Genomic DNA, 16,393 nt, shown 5'->3' on the forward strand with positions numbered 1-16,393 from the left:
CTCAATTATTAGGAGTTCCCGATTCTTAAACATACATTATGAAAATAGAAATTTGGTCGGACATCGTTTGTCCCTTTTGTTATATTGGTAAAAAAAGATTAGAACAAGCATTAGCTTCATTTCCTCATCGTGATGAAGTTGAGATTATTTGGAAATCATATCAACTACACCCGCAATTCCCACAAGATGCAGCTGGTATTCCCGCAGTAGAGTACATTAAAAATGCGAAAGGTCTAACTAAGGAAGAAACTTTAGCTATGATGCAACAGGTTCAGTCTATAGGAAAATCTCTAGAGATTGATTTTGATTTCGAAAAATCACTAATTGTCAATACCCTAAATGGACATCGTCTTATACATTTTGCACAAGAGCATGGTCTTGGTAATATTTTAAAAGAACGCCTACTAAAAGCCCATTTCAGTGAAGGAGTAGACGTTAATGATACCAATATATTAGTAAACCTTGCTGCGGAAGTGGGGATGGACAAAAAAGAAGTCCAAGAAATGCTGCATTCTGATCGTTTTACTTACGAAGTCACTCAGGATATTCAAGAAGGTGTAAATCTAGGCTTACGTGGTGTTCCATTTTTTGTTTTTAATCAAAAATTTGGTATTGCTGGAGCACAACCTTTAGAAATGTTTGAACAGACACTCCGTCAAGCATATGAAGATGCTAAAACAGTTATTATCATGAATGATAATGAAGGACCTAGCTGCGACAGTGAAACCGGAAATTGCTAATAGTTTACTATTAGCAATTTTGATTGTCTGACATAACCAAAGAGTTAGCTAAACTTCTGCTCCCGAATCCCAAAATCGTGCAAATAAGTTGAACTTATTTCTTAATTTCGTTTCCTATTTAATGCAGAAAAATTGTAGTATAAATGCAGTTAACTAAACTAGAAATAAAAGGATTCAAAAGCTTCGGCGATAAGATTACAATCAATTTTAATGAGGGCGTCACGGCAATTGTGGGCCCAAATGGTTGTGGCAAATCAAATGTCGTCGACGCGATACGTTGGGTTTTGGGAGAGCAGAGTACACGTATGCTCCGTTCGGAAAAAATGGAAAACATCATTTTTAATGGAACGAAAAATCGTAAAGCGGCAAACCTGGCAGAAGTTTCACTCACTTTTGATAATAATAAAAACGTACTTCCAACGGCATTTACAACTGTCACTGTGACGCGTAAGCTGTTTAGAAACGGAGATAGTGAATATAGATTGAACGATGTAAAATGTCGCTTAAAAGATATTACAGACTTGTTTTTAGATACAGGAGTTGGAGCAGATTCTTATTCGATCATCGAACTGAGAATGATTGATGAGATCATCAATAATAAAGAAAACTCCCGTCGAAATCTATTTGAAGAAGCATCTGGAATATCCAAATATAAAGTCCGTAAAAAACAAACGCTAAATAAGCTAAGAGATACTGAACTTGACTTGAGTCGCGTAGATGATTTAATGTTTGAGATTACCAAAAATCTAAGATCATTAGAAGGACAAGCTAAAAAAGCAGAAAAATATACGCTTCTAAAAGATGAATACCGCCAAAGCAGTATCAATTTAGCCTATTACCGCATTGCTGATTTTAGCAGTGAACTGGAACGTCTTCAAGGTCAGGAATCCAAATTAAACAAGCAGAGTACCGACGCACAAGAACATATTAATAAAGCTGAAAATGCACTAAAGCAAATCCGAGAAGACAATCTGGAGCAGGAAAAAAACGTTTCCATACAACAGAAAGCCACCCAGGAATTTATTAATAAAATCCGAAATTACGAATCGGAAAAAAAAGTTAAAAACGAACAGCTTAAAAATCTTCAGGATAAAGAAAGCAGATTGAATTTTGAAATCAACAATGACAATCAGCAACTCAATCACGTTCTTTATACGATCAAAAGGTTAAATGAAGAATTATTTCATGAGCAACAGCAATTGGATAATTTCCAAGCAAACCTGGAAAAAGACAAATTTGAAGTTGAAGAGCTAAGAGGTCAGCAACAAACTGCCAAGAGCAAATTAGACAGCTATAACAAAGCAAGTACAACGCTACAGGACAATATCTATAAGCTTGAAAAGGATATTGCTGTTTTAAATATTCAAAAAGAAGCTTTATTACAAGAATCAATCCGAACAGTAACAGATACCGAATCCAAAGAAGCTGAATTAAATCAATTCAATATTACTGTAGCTGAATTAGAGGGCCGTGTAGAAACGCAGCAACAACAGTATGAGACCGCCATACAGATGGAAGAAGAATTGCAATCGCAAATTCAAAATCATACCGCAAATATAAATACCCTTAAGGAAGAGTTAAATAAAGAGTCGCGGTTGGCAGATGCTAAACAAAATGAATATAACTTAACAAAGTCCTTAATTGATAATTTAGAAGGCTTTCCTGATTCAATCCGATTTTTAAAGAAGAATGCAGGCTGGAAAAAGCAACCGCCATTATTTTCAGATGTGCTTTTCTGCGAGGAAGACTACCGCGTAGCTATTGAAAATTACCTGGAATCGATCATGAATCACTATGTCGTGGAAACACAGCAAGATGCGGTACAGGCGATTAATCTTTTAAGCGATGCTGCACGTGGTCGTGCAAATTTCTTCATATTGGATGCCATCCCATCCATAAAGACATCTTCATCGATTAATGATGATATCTTAACTCCAGCTTTGAATGTTATTACTGTTGATGACAAATTCAAGCCTCTTTGCGAAGTTTTATTACAAAATGTCTATATTTTGCAACGAGAACGCGACCATGAACTTGAATTACCACTGCCCGAGGGAGATATTGTTATTTTGCAAAAAAATGGTAAATTTTCGAAAAACAGGTTAGGTTTATCAGGTGGTTCTGTGGGATTATTTGAAGGTAAACGAATCGGACGAGCTAAAAACATCGAAATCTTAGCAAAGGAAATCAAAGCTCTTAATGAAAACATCAATAAGCTACAGGATCAAATAGCCGACGAATCCGGACGTTTAGCGGCATTACAGTCTAATTCCCAAAAGGAAATGATTGATGAGCTTCGTTTTCAATTAAACCGTCTAAATAATGAATTGATATCTGTCAAAACAAAACAAGAACAATATCAAACCTTCATTACTAATGCACTAAACCGCAAGAAGGATATTCAAGATAAAATAATAGCTATTGAAAATGATTTATTGATTGTCGAACCTCAAATTCAAGATTTCAAAAACGAACGTGAGCAGCAGGTAGGTGATCTGCAAGAATTTCAGGACCGATTTAATGAAATTTCAGAGATTTTAACTGAAAAATCCGCAAGTTACAATCAAGGAAATCTCGGATACCATCAGCAACAGAATAAAGTTTCAAACATCAATAAAGATCTCGAATTCCGCGAAACGCAGCAGGAGGATTTTCAATCTCGTATCGAACGTAATACAAAAGATCTCGAGGAAGTACAGTTATCTTTAAAAAATACAGCCCAATTTGTAGATGAAGAAGACCAAGATCTGGTGGAAATGTATACGCAGAAGGATGCACTGGAAAAAGGTTTAGAAGAATTAGAAAAGAGCTACTATGGTGTTCGTAAACAAATAAATGAGTTAGAAGAGCAAATTATACAACACCGTCGATCAAAAGAACAAGATGATCTCCTAATTTCTGAAATAAAAGATAAGAAAACAGCACTTCAAATTGATCTTAATACTTTAAAAGAACGCCTTTCGGCAGAGTTTAATATTGAATTAAAAGATCTATTAGAACAAGAAGAAACGCCAACAATCACAGAAGATCAAGATGTACTTGTCGCCAAGTGTACGAAACTCAAAAAACAATTGAATGAGTACGGTTCAATCAATCTTATGGCCAAAGAGGCTTTCGATGAGATGAATGAACGTTATAACTTCATCAATAAAGAAAAATCGGATCTATTGGAGGCAAAAGAATCTTTAATGGCAACCATTAAAGAGATTGATGATACTGCAGAGGTACAATTTATGTTTACATTCAATAGTGTTCGTGATAATTTCATCAAAGTTTTCCGCTCCCTATTTAACGAAGAAGATAGCTGTGATTTAATCCTTACAGACCCATCTAAACCGTTAGATTCGGATATTGATATTATTGCGCGTCCTAAAGGAAAAAGACCATTGTCGATCAATCAACTATCAGGAGGAGAGAAAACACTCACCTCAACAGCACTTCTATTCTCACTGTATCTTTCGAAGCCTGCACCATTCTGTATTTTTGATGAGGTAGATGCACCTTTAGATGATACTAACATTGATAAATTCAATAATATCATTCGTGATTTTTCTAAGAACTCACAATTTATTGTAGTTTCTCACAACAAAAAAACAATTGCGAGCACAGACATTATCTATGGAGTTACCATGGTAGAACAAGGTGTCTCACGCGTTGTTGCAGTTGACTTACGAGATGTCGCTTAAGAAATAACAGATCTTATTATTTACTAGATTTGCTATTATAAAAAAGGGAGTGATACAATGTGTATCACTCCCTTTTTTTATAATAATTATTCTGATGAGCTTATTTAGTCGCTACTAGAGAAACCTTAAAGTTTATCTCAGCAGAAATTAAATCATCTTTTTTACCTTCATAACTTACACCCCAATCAGCACGAACGATGTTAAAATCAGCTTCTGTTTTGATTGTTGTAGCATTTGATTCAATTACCTTAGCATCAAATGAGATATTTTTAGTAATACCTTTGATTGTTAAATTACCAGAAATTTTCACATCTTGTGCTGTAGCACCAGCTTCAGCTTTAGTCACAACAAATGTAGCTTCAGGAAATTTAGCAACATCAAAGAAATCCGCAGCTTTTAAATGGCCATCTAATTTCTCTTTGTACTCTCCTTCAAGATCTGTAGAACTAATTGTATTCAAATCCAATGTGAACGTACCACCAGTTAACACACCATTATTCACATTTAATGAACCTGATTTAATCGCAATCGTACCTGTATGAGCACCTGTCACTTTCGTTCCAGTCCATACAACTTTTGATTGTGTTGCATCTACATTAAATACCTCTCCAGCTGGAGTAGCAATTTGTTCTGTCGCAACAGAATCTTGCACTTCCGCTTTTTTTCCTTCTGGATTTCCAGCACAAGAAGACATAATAACAGCTGCGATAGCAGGTAATACTAATAATTTTTTCATAACTAACTTAATCTATTTTATATGTTTAAACACTTGATTAACCAAAGATATTATAAGATCTAAATAAAATCTACTAAAATACTATACAATATCAAATTATGACAATAACATGTTTTAGTGTCCTTTAGGAGCAACATCAACGCGACGAATATCAGCGCCTAATTTCTTTAATCGCTCTTCAATATTCTGGTAACCACGCTCTATTTGCTCGATATTATGGATAGTTGAAGTACCTTTTGCAGATAATGCTGCGATCAATAAAGATACGCCTGCACGGATATCAGGTGAAGTCATTTCAATTCCACGTAAAGGATACATTTTATTCAATCCGATTACAGTTGCACGGTGTGGATCACAAAGTATGATCTGAGCCCCCATATCAATCAATTTATCAACAAAGAAAAGACGGCTTTCAAACATTTTTTGGTGTATCAAGACATTTCCCTTTGCTTGTGTTGCCACAACCAAAACAATACTTAATAAATCTGGCGTAAATCCTGGCCAAGGTGAATCTGATATCGTTAAAATTGAACCATCAATAAAAGTATCTATTTCATATGAATCCTGCGCGGGAATAAAAAGATCATCACCACGCAACTCCATTTTAATTCCTAAACGTTGGAATACGGTAGGAATAATCCCCAATTCTTTGTAACAAACATCCTTAATGGTAATTTCAGAACCAGTCATAGCTGCTAAGCCGATGAAAGAGCCTATTTCTATCATATCCGGCAACATACGGTGCGATGTTCCACCCAAACGTTCCACACCTTCTATAGTTAACAAATTTGAACCAATTCCAGAGATATTAGCTCCCATTCTATTCAACATTTTGCATAACTGTTGCAAATAAGGTTCACAAGCTGCGTTATATATTTCAGTTTTACCCTTAGCCAATACTGCCGCCATAACAATATTAGCAGTACCTGTAACAGATGCTTCATCTAACAAGATGTAAGCTCCTTTTAATTGAGTAGCATCGACATTAAAGAAATGATTTTCCGAATCGTAGATAAACTTGGCTCCCAATTTTTCAAAACCCAAAAAGTGAGTATCCAAACGACGACGACCAATTTTATCGCCTCCTGGTTTTGGAATAGCTGCCTTTCCAAAACGTGCTAATAAGGGTCCCACAATCATAATAGAACCTCTTAAGCTTCCTCCTTTTTCTTTAAATTCTAACGATTGGAAATAATCTATATTGATATCTTTAGCTTCAAAAACATAAGTATCCTCGTCAATACGATTGACACGTACACCTAATGCTATTAAGAGATCTATTAATTTATTGACATCCTTAATGTTTGGAACATTACTAATTGTGATGGGTTCTTCAGTCAACAATACTGCAGACAAAATCTGTAATGCTTCATTTTTCGCTCCCTGAGGAATAATCTCTCCTTTTAATGGCTTCCCGCCATTGATTTCAAATGCATTCATGCGTACACCTATATCTTTTTATATTTTCCTTTGATGTTATAAGAAAAAAAGCAATTGAAAAGAAATATAAATCACTTCACAATTGCCTTATATCATACTTAAAGTATTAACAATTATCCTCTCTTATAACCGCTGTTACTATTGCTATTATTATTGTTGCTGTTATTATTATTTTGGTAAGGACGTCTATTGTTATTGTTACTACTTCCGCCACCTGAATTGCTTCTTTTTTGGAACGAATTTGTTCCCGAAGGTCTTCTGTTATTTGAGTTATTATTGTTGTTGCTCCGACTATGGTTATTATTAGAATGCCCGGAATTGTTATTAGTAGTTTGTGTCGGATTATTTCCTTTAACTCTATTTCCCGGAGGCGCACTTTTGAAATCTTGTTTGGTCAAAACTGTTCCTTCTGGCAATTGCAATACCTTGCTTGACAATTCTGCCAAATCTTGAATAATAAACTCGTCTGCTACCGCATCTTTATTCCATGTTGTATACGCCATCTTCATGAAATTAGCAATTGAAAGCGCCATTTTTTGACGTTTTTCTTCATCCGTAATGGAGATTGCTTTATTAATCATTTTCTCCACCGTAAAACCATAATGCTTGTACTTGATGTTATGTTGCGGATATGATAACAATTCTGGCTCATGCTTCACCAATTCTGGAGTTGCTTTAGGATATGGAGAATCCACGTCAATCTGGAAATCAGAAATAATTTGCAAGTGATCCCACAATTTATGCTTAAAATCTGCCACATCGCGTAAATGAGGATTTAACACCCCCATCATATCAATGACAACTTGAGCATACTTATTTCTTTCTTCTTTTGTAGGTAAATCACAAATATAGTTTACCATATTTTGCACATTCCTACCGTATTCAGCTAGGATTAGCTTCGGTCTTGTGCTGTTGTAGTCAAAGTTCATATAGTGAATTTCAGTACCAATACAACGTTGTATTCTGTACTTTGGTATTAAATTATTGAATAATTCTCAGTTTTGCAAATTTAAGCAACAATTGTTTCTGTCCCAAGTCTTTAAAGAAAATAGTTGCTTTTACTTCTCCCTTTGATCCTTCGAGGTTAACCACCTTTCCGAAACCAAATCTTTCGTGTTCCACTTCCATACCAACCTGCAAACTATTTGTGTCAGATGGAGTAAAACCAGCGGAAGGTGTATGCGCTTTGGGTAATATCGAGGTAGTTTTAAAGGGTTTCGGCTTAGGTTTCGAAAAACTATCCGTCTCTTTTTGCTGCCAGGCAATACGCTCACCTTGGAAACTTCCAGATTCTGCAGAAGAACTTTGTCTTGGTTTAAAATCCAGATCCAAACAAGATGGATTCAGTTCATCCAAGAATCTGCTTGGTTCACAGTTATTAAGTGTTCCCCATCGATATCTAGAAGTTGCGTACGAAAGTAATAATTTTTTTTCAGCTCTGGTAACTGCAACGTAAAATAATCTTCTTTCTTCCTCCAGTTCAGTCCTTGAATTAAGTGCCAACTGAGATGGAAATAAATTTTCCTCTAAGCCAACAATGAATACGACAGGAAATTCTAAACCTTTAGACGAGTGTATCGTCATCATTGAAACCGTATCCGCATTTGGATCTTTATCGTTGTCATCATTGGTCAGCAAAGCAATATCCTGCATATAAATGTCTAACCCACGTTCTTCAATATCCTCGCGTTCAGAAAATTCTTTAATACCATTGAGCAATTCCTGTATATGTTCGTATCTGGTTAAACCCTCAACAGATTTGTCTTCATAAAGTTCCTTTAATATACCTGAATGCTGTGCGATATGCATTGCCGTATCAAAAGCACTATTAGTTTTTGCTAGCGCCTGAAAACTCAAGATCATTTGACCAAATCCTCCAACAGAAGCGGCACTGCGTCCGTCCATAAACATTTGAGCATTCGCTACAATATCCCAAAGACGGTATTGATGTTGATCTGCGGCGATCACGATTTTCTCAACCGTGGTGTCACCAATACCACGACGAGGATAGTTGATCACACGTTTCAACGCCTCTTCATCGTTTGGATTAAAGGTAAGTCTAAAGTATGCAATTAAATCTTTAATCTCTTTTCGTTGATAAAAAGAAGTACCACCATATATTTTATAAGGGATATTTATTTTTCTCAAAGCTTCCTCCATTGCTCTAGATTGTGCATTGGTGCGATAAAGGATAGCAAAGTCTTTATAATTATACGATTTTAAAGACTTTTCCTGCGAAATTAATTCCGCAACAATTTTGCCTTCCTCATTATCAGAAAATGCACGGGAAACTTTTATCTTCTCTCCTTCTTCATTATCAGAAAAGACATTCTTTTCCAACTGATTTTGATTGTTAGCAATAACTGAATTCGCTGCGTTAACAATGATTTGAGTAGAACGGTAATTTTGCTCTAATTTAAAAACCTGAACAGTAGGATAATCTTTTTGAAAATTCAGGATATTCTGAATATTTGCACCACGGAAGGCGTAGATACTCTGCGCATCATCCCCTACTACACAAATATTTTCATTAACTGCGGCTAAACGCTTCACGATTAAATACTGTGAAAAGTTGGTATCTTGATACTCATCAACCATCAAGTATTTAAACTGATGCTGGTATTTATGCAGCACTTCAGGATGCTTATTTAGTAATACATTGGTCTTAAACAGCAAATCATCAAAATCCATAGCACCAGCACGATAACAACGTTGCGCGTAAGTCATATAGATTTCTCCTAACTGCCCTCTCCCATTCGAAATATCTTCCGCTTTTAGTGCTTCATTTTTATTATACTCCTGTGGCGATATGAGATTATTTTTCGCTTGAGAAATACGTCCATACACATGATTGACATTATAAAGTTTGTCATCTAAGTTCATTTCTTTCAAAATGGAACGTAGTAAACTTTTCGTATCATCCGTATCGTAAATCGTAAAATTACGCGGATATCCGATCAATTCAGCTTCTACACGCAAAATCTTGGCAAATACAGAGTGAAATGTTCCCATCCAAATATTCTTAGCCTCAGCACCAACCACCGACATAATACGATTACGCATTTCTTTTGCGGCTTTATTAGTAAAAGTTAAAACTAATATATTGAAAGGATCTACTCCTTTTTGTATTAAATGGGCAACGCGATAAGTAATGACACGTGTTTTTCCTGATCCAGCCCCAGCAACTATCATTACTGGTCCATCAGTTTGTTCTACAGCTCCTCTTTGAGAAGGGTTCAATCCTGCTAAAAAATCCAAAGCTTTCTCCTAATATTATATGTTATTTAAAATAGCTTATAAAAGTACGAAAATCATTTGGCGGATAGGCAGTCATCGTCACAAATAATAATTTTTTAACAAAATCTGCATCTTCTTATGAATATGTAAAAGACTGTTTTGCACTTCAGATAATAATGGTTAAATATTCTGTAAGATTTTCATAAGATTTAATCCAGCTTTAATAGAGGGTTTATAGTGTTTTACCTCTAGAAATCCTCTATTATCCCTTTAGAATATCTCTAAAAATAGTACCTTAGTATAAGGTATATATCAGTATATTTCCTATTAAATAGCAGCTCAACAACGTGGTATTTGCAAACTAAAATTTATCGTCATTTAAAAAGAATCAACTATACTTTTTAAGAAGCCGTAGTTCCAGATTTAAAAGCTACAAAAGAGGCAAAATTCAATTTTTTATGGAGCACATCAACAGAATTGAATCCTACTTTTTTAAGCAAATCAAGCTGATAAGTTAAACTCCGAGGTGTATCTTCATGTTCGATATAAGCAAAAACATGATCACGGTAAGATTCATCTTTCAAACTTGTAAGGTATTTACCATAGTAATTATTATAAATCAATTTTTGAATGGCATCATGATCATGAATCACCAGATCAAAAATCCAGATACTCCCGCCCTCTTTGAGTAAGCTGTACAGTTTTTTAAATGCATGCTCCCAATCTTGGTCATCACGAAGATGATGCAAAACAGCAGTTGCAATAATAACGTCATAATGATTTTCTTTTAGCTCGGCAGTTCTAAAGTCACCTTTTAATATCTTAACCTCTCCAGTTATGACTTCTTGTACACGTTCTTGTGCTTTTTCCAACATCGGCTGACTTAAGTCAACCAAAGTACAGTCAAAACCGGACATCTTTTGCGCTAATTTAACAGGGTAATTACCCGCGCCACAACCAATATCTAGCACGTGATTTAATTCCGGATACACAGCGACAATACCATCTGTAATCAGTTCCATATTAAACAAAGCATCTAAAGTCGTCTGCTGTCCTGTGTCAAGATTTGAAAACCGTGTTACATCCTGGTCAAACCGTTCTTCAATTTCTTTTAGCGTTGATTTATATTCCATCTTTCTAATTTTTAATATTTTCAAATCTAAAACATTGAATAATACTTTAAAAATACTATTTTAGGCAATTATTAATACCTTTCAAGTATCGATGGAATTAAGACATTTACATTATTTTAAAGCAGTGGCAACGGAGTTACACTTCGGTCGTGCGGCAGAAAAATTGCATATTTCTCAACCGCCCTTAACCCGTCAGATTAAAGATCTGGAAAAAGAATTAGGGGTCATTTTATTTTACCGAAATAATAAACGCGTTGAATTAACAAATGCAGGACGTTATTTTTTACAGGAATGTGATCAACTGATGCAGCAGCTGGAAAAGGCTAAGCTCATGACCAAACAATTACATCAGGCTATTTCAGGAGATTTCAGACTCGGTTACATCAGTTCGACCCCAAAGAAAATGTTGGCTAAGATATTGAAACAAATCAAAAATGATTTTCCCTACTTGCATGTCTATCTGTATGAGACCTCTTCTCAGAAACAAAAAACGGCATTAGAAAATGGGAAACTTGATTTAGGAATACTACGAGCACCTATCTTTACAACTAATCTTCAGGTGTATTCTTTGTTTAAAGATTCCTTTTGCTTAGCAACGCCTAAAAAGTGGGGTAAGGACATTCATGCACTTACTTTAATGCAAGAAGATTTTATTTCGTACAATTCAAGTTATGCTGATGATTACCACAATCAGATCATAGCCTGTGCAAACCGGATCGGTTTCCATCCACAAATTGTACACGAATGTAACACCATGCATTCCATATTAGAATTGGTGGCGAATGGATTAGGTATAGCATTTGTTCCAACTTCGGTAGCAAAACAGAATACCGAATTGCCATTAGAATTTCATGCTTTAAAAGAACAGGATATTCAGACGGAGGTCATATTAGCTTATGACAACAAAAGTCAACATCCCGTTTTACAGCAATTTATTACATTAATTAAAAAATATTATACCGCTTAACGCATAGTTATAAGCTCTGAATTATAAAACAGATCAGTTGATCAAAGAAACATCTGATCTGTTTTTTTACAACTCACGTTCTACTCCCAGGCCAAATAAAGCAAAATCATATTTAACCGGATCCAGTGAATCTAACTTTCTCAAATTTTCAGTAAGCTCCAGCGCTGTTTTCCAGTTTACCTTATCCAAGGTTATTAATCCAAATTTACGAGCGACACGCTCGACATGAAGATCACATGGACAAATAAGATCCTTCTGATTTAAACGACTCCAAATCCCAAAATCTACTCCTTTATCATCATGACGTACCATCCACCGCAGAAACATATTAATCCTTTTAACAGTAGATTTCTGTATTGGAGAACTAATATGCTTTCTCGTTCTTAATGGATAATCAGGAAGAGAAAAAAAGTAATTTTTAAACTCATCTAAAGACTTTTCAAGTACAACTGTACCCGTATTTTCCTGTCCAATTAAAAATGCATCTTCCAAAGAGGAAAAATGATTATAATGATAACGAAAAAACTGAATAAAATACAGAAGATCAGTATCGTTAAAAGTACGATGCTTAAATCCGAGCAACTGCTTTAAATCAACCTCCTGATGATTCATGATGAAATCATGTGGACTTCCATCCATACGTTCAATCAACTCTGTGCATTTATTAATGATGGTCTTCCGTTGTCCCCAAGCTAATATTGCAGCAATAAACCCCATGATTTCCACATCCTCTTTCTTTTGAAAACGATGCGGAATACAAATCGGATCATTCGGAATGAAATTGGGTTGATTATACTGTTCGACTTTTTTATCCAAAAAATCTTTAATATTAAAATCTGCCATCTATTTAAATAAAAACCATCAGTTCCTCCCAATAAAATTATCAGAAGGAACTGACGGCTAAAACTTTTTAATCTATTATTAAACTAACGCTTGTTCCAGATCAGCAATCAAATCGTCAGCATCCTCGATCCCAACTGAGATTCGGATCAAATTATCGACCACACCTACTTTTTCACGTATTTCTTTTGGAATAGATCCGTGGGTCATTGTTGCTGGATGATTAATCAGAGACTCCACTCCTCCCAGTGACTCAGCAAGTGTAAACACTTTAAATTGCGAAGAAATGCGAAATGTTTCCTTTAGATCAGCACCTTTTAAAACAATAGATATCATACCGCCGAAATCACGCATTTGTTTTTTAGCAATATCATGTCCAGGATGATCTTCAAATCCTGGCCAATAAATTTTCTCCACTTTTGGATGATTCCTAAGATATTCAGCAACTTTACGTCCATTAGCACAATGTGCCTCCATACGTAAATGTAGTGTCTTGATGCCACGAAGCGCTAAAAATGAATCCTGTGGTCCAGGAGTTCCGCCTACGGCATTATAAAAAAAGAATAATTGTTTGTATAACTCGTCTGAATTCATAACTAGTGCCCCCATAACCACATCCGAGTGACCATTAATATATTTGGTAGCTGAGTGCATAACAATATCAGCACCAAGGTCCAAAGGATTTTGTAGGTATGGAGAAGCAAAAGTATTATCAACTACGTAAAGCACTTTCTTATCCTTAGCAACCTGGCCAATAGCCGCAACATCCGCAATCTTCAATGTCGGATTAGTCGGAGTTTCTACCCAGATTAACTTCGTTTTGTCCGTTATCGCTTCCCGTACAGCATCAGCATCTGAAGTATTTACAAATTTAAAAGTGATTCCATAGGCTTCATAAACTTTAGTAAAAATACGGTAGGAACCACCATATAAATCGTCTCCCGTAACTACTTCGTCTCCTGGTTTCAATAGACGCAAAACACAATCCGTAGCGGCCATACCACTTGAAAAGGCTAAACCATGCTGACCATTTTCTAAAGCAGCTAAACAGTCTTCTAAAGCTTTCCGTGTAGGGTTTGTTCCTCTTGAATATTCGTAACCTTTATGCTCACCTGGAGAAGCTTGTTGATAAGTAGAAGTCTGATATATAGGAGTCATCACTGCACCCGTTGTAGGGTCCGACTGTTGACCAGCATGAATCGCTTTGGTTGCAAATTTATATGCCATATTATTTAATATTTATATTAATTCTGAAAAAGTAAATTTATTAAAAATCTAACGGAGATTCATATTTAAAAGTATAATTCAAGTCATTTTGCAAACGATTTGACTTTACTATTTTCTGAAATGAATCACTATTATTAAAAGCAGTTGGTAGCTCAAAACCGTATTTCTGTGCTGATGCTTCGACAACAGCTTGCTTTAATGGATGATGAGGACATACCACGTTGTATATTTTATAGTTTAAAGGCTTTACAAAACCCTCACTTATCAGCGACGCAACATCTTTCAAATGAATAAAATTGGCAGGCTGTCCGCCTGTAGTGCATTCTTTCTGCTGAAAATATTTAGCAAAAATGCGATTTTGACCAAACAGGCCTCCTAAACGGTAGATATGCGTATTTGGAAATAAACCGATAGATTTTTCAGCAAGCAGTAATTTGGACTGTAGTTCATCTTCTTCAAAACTATTCTCATCTATTTCTTTCGAAACATCGGGATATATTCCAATCGAGCTTAAAAATATTAATTTACGATAGTGTAAACTGGATAGAAAGTTACTTACTCGAAGGAACCTTTTAGTCAGGTCTTCTATTGTTGATTTATTTGTTGCAGGAACACTCACCAAGATATAATCAAAGTCTTTTGGCAAATTAATAGCAGGAGTTAGTGGTTCGTCGAAATTTTGCTCAAATGCAAAAATACCATCGGTTAATAACCGATGGTATTTTTCTGCTGTAGTGGTAGATGCCCAGACTTCATGTCCTTCTTTCAACCATAAATTAGCGACAAACTCTCCTACCCATCCACAACCTAATATGAGATAACGCATGAGTGATTGATTATTGATTAATACGCTTTTGCGAATAAAACACGTTTTGTCGAAGGCTTACCTGTAAAAATACAAATACCAGCTTCCTCTTTCGCATCTAAAGGCACACAACGAATAGTTGCTTTTGTTTCTTCTTTCACTAGTTTTTCTGTCTCCACAGTGCCATCCCAGTGACAAGATATAAAACCAGCTTTCGTTTCCAAAACTTCTTTAAACTCATCGTATGAATTTACTTCAGTAATATGAGAATCTCTGTAATCCAAAGCCTTTTTAAAAATGTTTTCCTGAATTTCAATCAATAAACCTTCGATTCTATCTGCTAATCCAGCTTGTTCAACAGTCTCTTTGGTCTGTGTATCACGTCTTGCTAATTCAGCAGTTCCATTTTGCATATCACGTGCTCCAATAGCTAAGCGCAATGGTACACCTTTTAGTTCCCATTCTGCGAACTTGAATCCCGGTCTTTGCGTATCACGATCGTCATATTTCACTGAAATATTTTTACTTTTCAATTCGCCAGACAAAGCATCGATAAAAGTATCAATTGCTTGCTTCTCTTCTGCTGTTTTAAAGATTGGAACAACAACAACTTGGATTGGCGCTAACATTGGAGGCAATACCAGCCCCTGATCGTCTGAGTGTGCCATAACCAGAGCTCCCATCAAACGCGTCGAAACACCCCATGATGTTGCCCATACATGCTCCAATTTACCTTCTTTAGAAGTAAATTTCACATCAAAAGCTTTAGCAAAATTTTGACCAAGAAAATGTGAAGTACCTGCCTGCAGAGCTTTACCGTCCTGCATCAATGCTTCAATACAATACGTGTCTATCGCTCCAGCAAAACGCTCGTTTTCAGTTTTACGACCGCGGATAACCGGCACGCCCAAATATTTTTCAACAAAGTCACCATATACATGAAGCATTTTTTCGGTCTCTTCAATTGCTTCTTCCTGAGTCGCATGCGCCGTATGGCCTTCTTGCCACAAGAATTCAGTGGTACGCAAAAATAATCTGGTACGCATTTCCCAACGAACCACGTTAGCCCACTGGTTCACTAAAATTGGAAGATCCCGGTAAGATTCGATCCAGCCACGGTAAGTATTCCAAATAATCGTTTCTGATGTTGGCCTAACAATTAGCTCTTCTTCCAATTTAGCATCTTCATCAACAATAATATTTCCGTTACCATCATTTTTTAAACGGTAATGTGTCACTACTGCACACTCTGTTGCAAAACCTTCTACGTGTGATGCTTCTTTCGAGAAAAATGACTTGGGGATGAACAAAGGAAAATAAGCATTACTGTGACCAGTATCTTTAAACTTTTTATCCAAAACCGCTTGCATACGCTCCCAAATAGCATATCCGTATGGCTTTATAACCATACAACCTCTCACAGCAGCGTATTCTGCCAAGTCAGCCTTGATCACAAGGTCATTATACCATTGCGAATAGTCTTCTTCACGACTTGTTATACCTTTACCCATATTATTAATTCAAAAATTATTGTAACATTGTGATTAAGAATTCCGTCTAATAAAGGAATATAAGTTTTAAA

At 35.8% G+C, this 16,393-nt stretch carries 12 protein-coding genes; 3 read left to right on the forward strand and 9 right to left on the reverse strand.

Annotation, left to right across the window (positions count from 1 at the left end):
• Positions 1-38 precede the first annotated feature (38 nt).
• Both ACFS6I_RS02625 and smc read left to right on the forward strand, forming a co-directional pair.
• The gene (locus ACFS6I_RS02625) at positions 39-740 is read left to right on the forward strand and encodes a DsbA family oxidoreductase (protein ID WP_380917994.1); all 702 of its coding nucleotides are present in this window, start codon (positions 39-41) and stop codon (positions 738-740) included.
• 143 nt (positions 741-883) lie between these two features.
• The gene (smc, locus tag ACFS6I_RS02630; protein WP_380917996.1) at positions 884-4,426 is read left to right on the forward strand and encodes a chromosome segregation protein SMC; all 3,543 of its coding nucleotides are present in this window, start codon (positions 884-886) and stop codon (positions 4,424-4,426) included.
• A 100-nt stretch (positions 4,427-4,526) separates the two neighbouring features.
• On the opposite strand, the gene ACFS6I_RS02635 is transcribed toward smc, so the two are convergent.
• The 5 genes from ACFS6I_RS02635 to ACFS6I_RS02655 all read right to left on the reverse strand — a co-directional run bounded on the left by ACFS6I_RS02635 (position 4,527) and on the right by ACFS6I_RS02655 (position 10,972).
• Entirely contained in the window at positions 4,527-5,162 is a 636-nt protein-coding gene (locus ACFS6I_RS02635) for a YceI family protein (protein WP_183915049.1), read from the reverse strand.
• A 114-nt stretch (positions 5,163-5,276) separates the two neighbouring features.
• Positions 5,277-6,602, reverse strand: a complete 1,326-nt coding sequence (murA, locus tag ACFS6I_RS02640) for a UDP-N-acetylglucosamine 1-carboxyvinyltransferase (protein WP_380917998.1) — start codon at positions 6,600-6,602, stop codon at positions 5,277-5,279.
• 113 nt (positions 6,603-6,715) lie between these two features.
• On the reverse strand, positions 6,716-7,531 hold the full coding sequence (locus ACFS6I_RS02645) for a DUF4290 domain-containing protein (RefSeq protein ID WP_183915051.1): 816 nt from the start codon (positions 7,529-7,531) through the stop codon (positions 6,716-6,718).
• 52 nt (positions 7,532-7,583) lie between these two features.
• Entirely contained in the window at positions 7,584-9,860 is a 2,277-nt protein-coding gene (locus ACFS6I_RS02650; RefSeq protein WP_380918000.1) for an ATP-dependent helicase, read from the reverse strand.
• Positions 9,861-10,240: 380 nt separating this feature from the next.
• A complete protein-coding gene (locus ACFS6I_RS02655) occupies positions 10,241-10,972 on the reverse strand; it encodes a class I SAM-dependent methyltransferase (protein WP_380918002.1) in 732 nt (243 codons plus the stop codon).
• Positions 10,973-11,063: 91 nt separating this feature from the next.
• Between ACFS6I_RS02655 and ACFS6I_RS02660 the strand changes: the two genes are divergently transcribed.
• Positions 11,064-11,939 carry a LysR family transcriptional regulator gene (locus tag ACFS6I_RS02660; RefSeq protein WP_132772892.1) on the forward strand — a complete coding sequence of 292 codons (876 nt, stop codon included), beginning with the start codon at positions 11,064-11,066 and terminating at the stop codon, positions 11,937-11,939.
• 66 nt (positions 11,940-12,005) lie between these two features.
• On the opposite strand, the gene ACFS6I_RS02665 is transcribed toward ACFS6I_RS02660, so the two are convergent.
• The 4 genes from ACFS6I_RS02665 to proS all read right to left on the reverse strand — a co-directional run bounded on the left by ACFS6I_RS02665 (position 12,006) and on the right by proS (position 16,322).
• Positions 12,006-12,782, reverse strand: coding sequence for a TIGR02757 family protein (locus tag ACFS6I_RS02665; RefSeq protein WP_380918005.1), 777 nt, complete (start codon positions 12,780-12,782; stop codon positions 12,006-12,008).
• Between the two features lie 78 nt (positions 12,783-12,860).
• A complete protein-coding gene (locus ACFS6I_RS02670; RefSeq protein WP_380918007.1) occupies positions 12,861-14,006 on the reverse strand; it encodes a cystathionine gamma-synthase in 1,146 nt (381 codons plus the stop codon).
• A 40-nt stretch (positions 14,007-14,046) separates the two neighbouring features.
• Positions 14,047-14,832: a GDP-L-fucose synthase gene (locus tag ACFS6I_RS02675; RefSeq protein ID WP_380918009.1), complete on the reverse strand. Its 786-nt coding sequence runs from the start codon at positions 14,830-14,832 to the stop codon at positions 14,047-14,049.
• Between the two features lie 17 nt (positions 14,833-14,849).
• The gene (proS, locus tag ACFS6I_RS02680) at positions 14,850-16,322 is read right to left on the reverse strand and encodes a proline--tRNA ligase (protein ID WP_380918011.1); all 1,473 of its coding nucleotides are present in this window, start codon (positions 16,320-16,322) and stop codon (positions 14,850-14,852) included.
• Between the last annotated feature and the right edge of the window lie 71 nt (positions 16,323-16,393).

Origin of the sequence: Sphingobacterium anhuiense (assembly GCF_042686355.1) — a bacterium.
GTDB classification, from domain to species: domain Bacteria; phylum Bacteroidota; class Bacteroidia; order Sphingobacteriales; family Sphingobacteriaceae; genus Sphingobacterium; species Sphingobacterium anhuiense.

What these genes read in the sequence shown, in the direction of transcription:
- ACFS6I_RS02625 (WP_380917994.1), top strand. Translation starts at nt 39, where the DNA reads ATGAAAATAGAAATTTGGTCGGACATCGTTTGTCCCTTTTGTTATATT.
- smc (WP_380917996.1), top strand. Translation starts at nt 884, where the DNA reads ATGCAGTTAACTAAACTAGAAATAAAAGGATTCAAAAGCTTCGGCGAT.
- ACFS6I_RS02635 (WP_183915049.1), bottom strand. Translation starts at nt 5,162, where the DNA reads ATGAAAAAATTATTAGTATTACCTGCTATCGCAGCTGTTATTATGTCT.
- murA (WP_380917998.1), bottom strand. Translation starts at nt 6,602, where the DNA reads ATGAATGCATTTGAAATCAATGGCGGGAAGCCATTAAAAGGAGAGATT.
- ACFS6I_RS02645 (WP_183915051.1), bottom strand. Translation starts at nt 7,531, where the DNA reads ATGAACTTTGACTACAACAGCACAAGACCGAAGCTAATCCTAGCTGAA.
- ACFS6I_RS02655 (WP_380918002.1), bottom strand. Translation starts at nt 10,972, where the DNA reads ATGGAATATAAATCAACGCTAAAAGAAATTGAAGAACGGTTTGACCAG.
- ACFS6I_RS02660 (WP_132772892.1), top strand. Translation starts at nt 11,064, where the DNA reads ATGGAATTAAGACATTTACATTATTTTAAAGCAGTGGCAACGGAGTTA.
- ACFS6I_RS02665 (WP_380918005.1), bottom strand. Translation starts at nt 12,782, where the DNA reads ATGGCAGATTTTAATATTAAAGATTTTTTGGATAAAAAAGTCGAACAG.
- ACFS6I_RS02670 (WP_380918007.1), bottom strand. Translation starts at nt 14,006, where the DNA reads ATGGCATATAAATTTGCAACCAAAGCGATTCATGCTGGTCAACAGTCG.
- ACFS6I_RS02675 (WP_380918009.1), bottom strand. Translation starts at nt 14,832, where the DNA reads ATGCGTTATCTCATATTAGGTTGTGGATGGGTAGGAGAGTTTGTCGCT.
- proS (WP_380918011.1), bottom strand. Translation starts at nt 16,322, where the DNA reads ATGGGTAAAGGTATAACAAGTCGTGAAGAAGACTATTCGCAATGGTAT.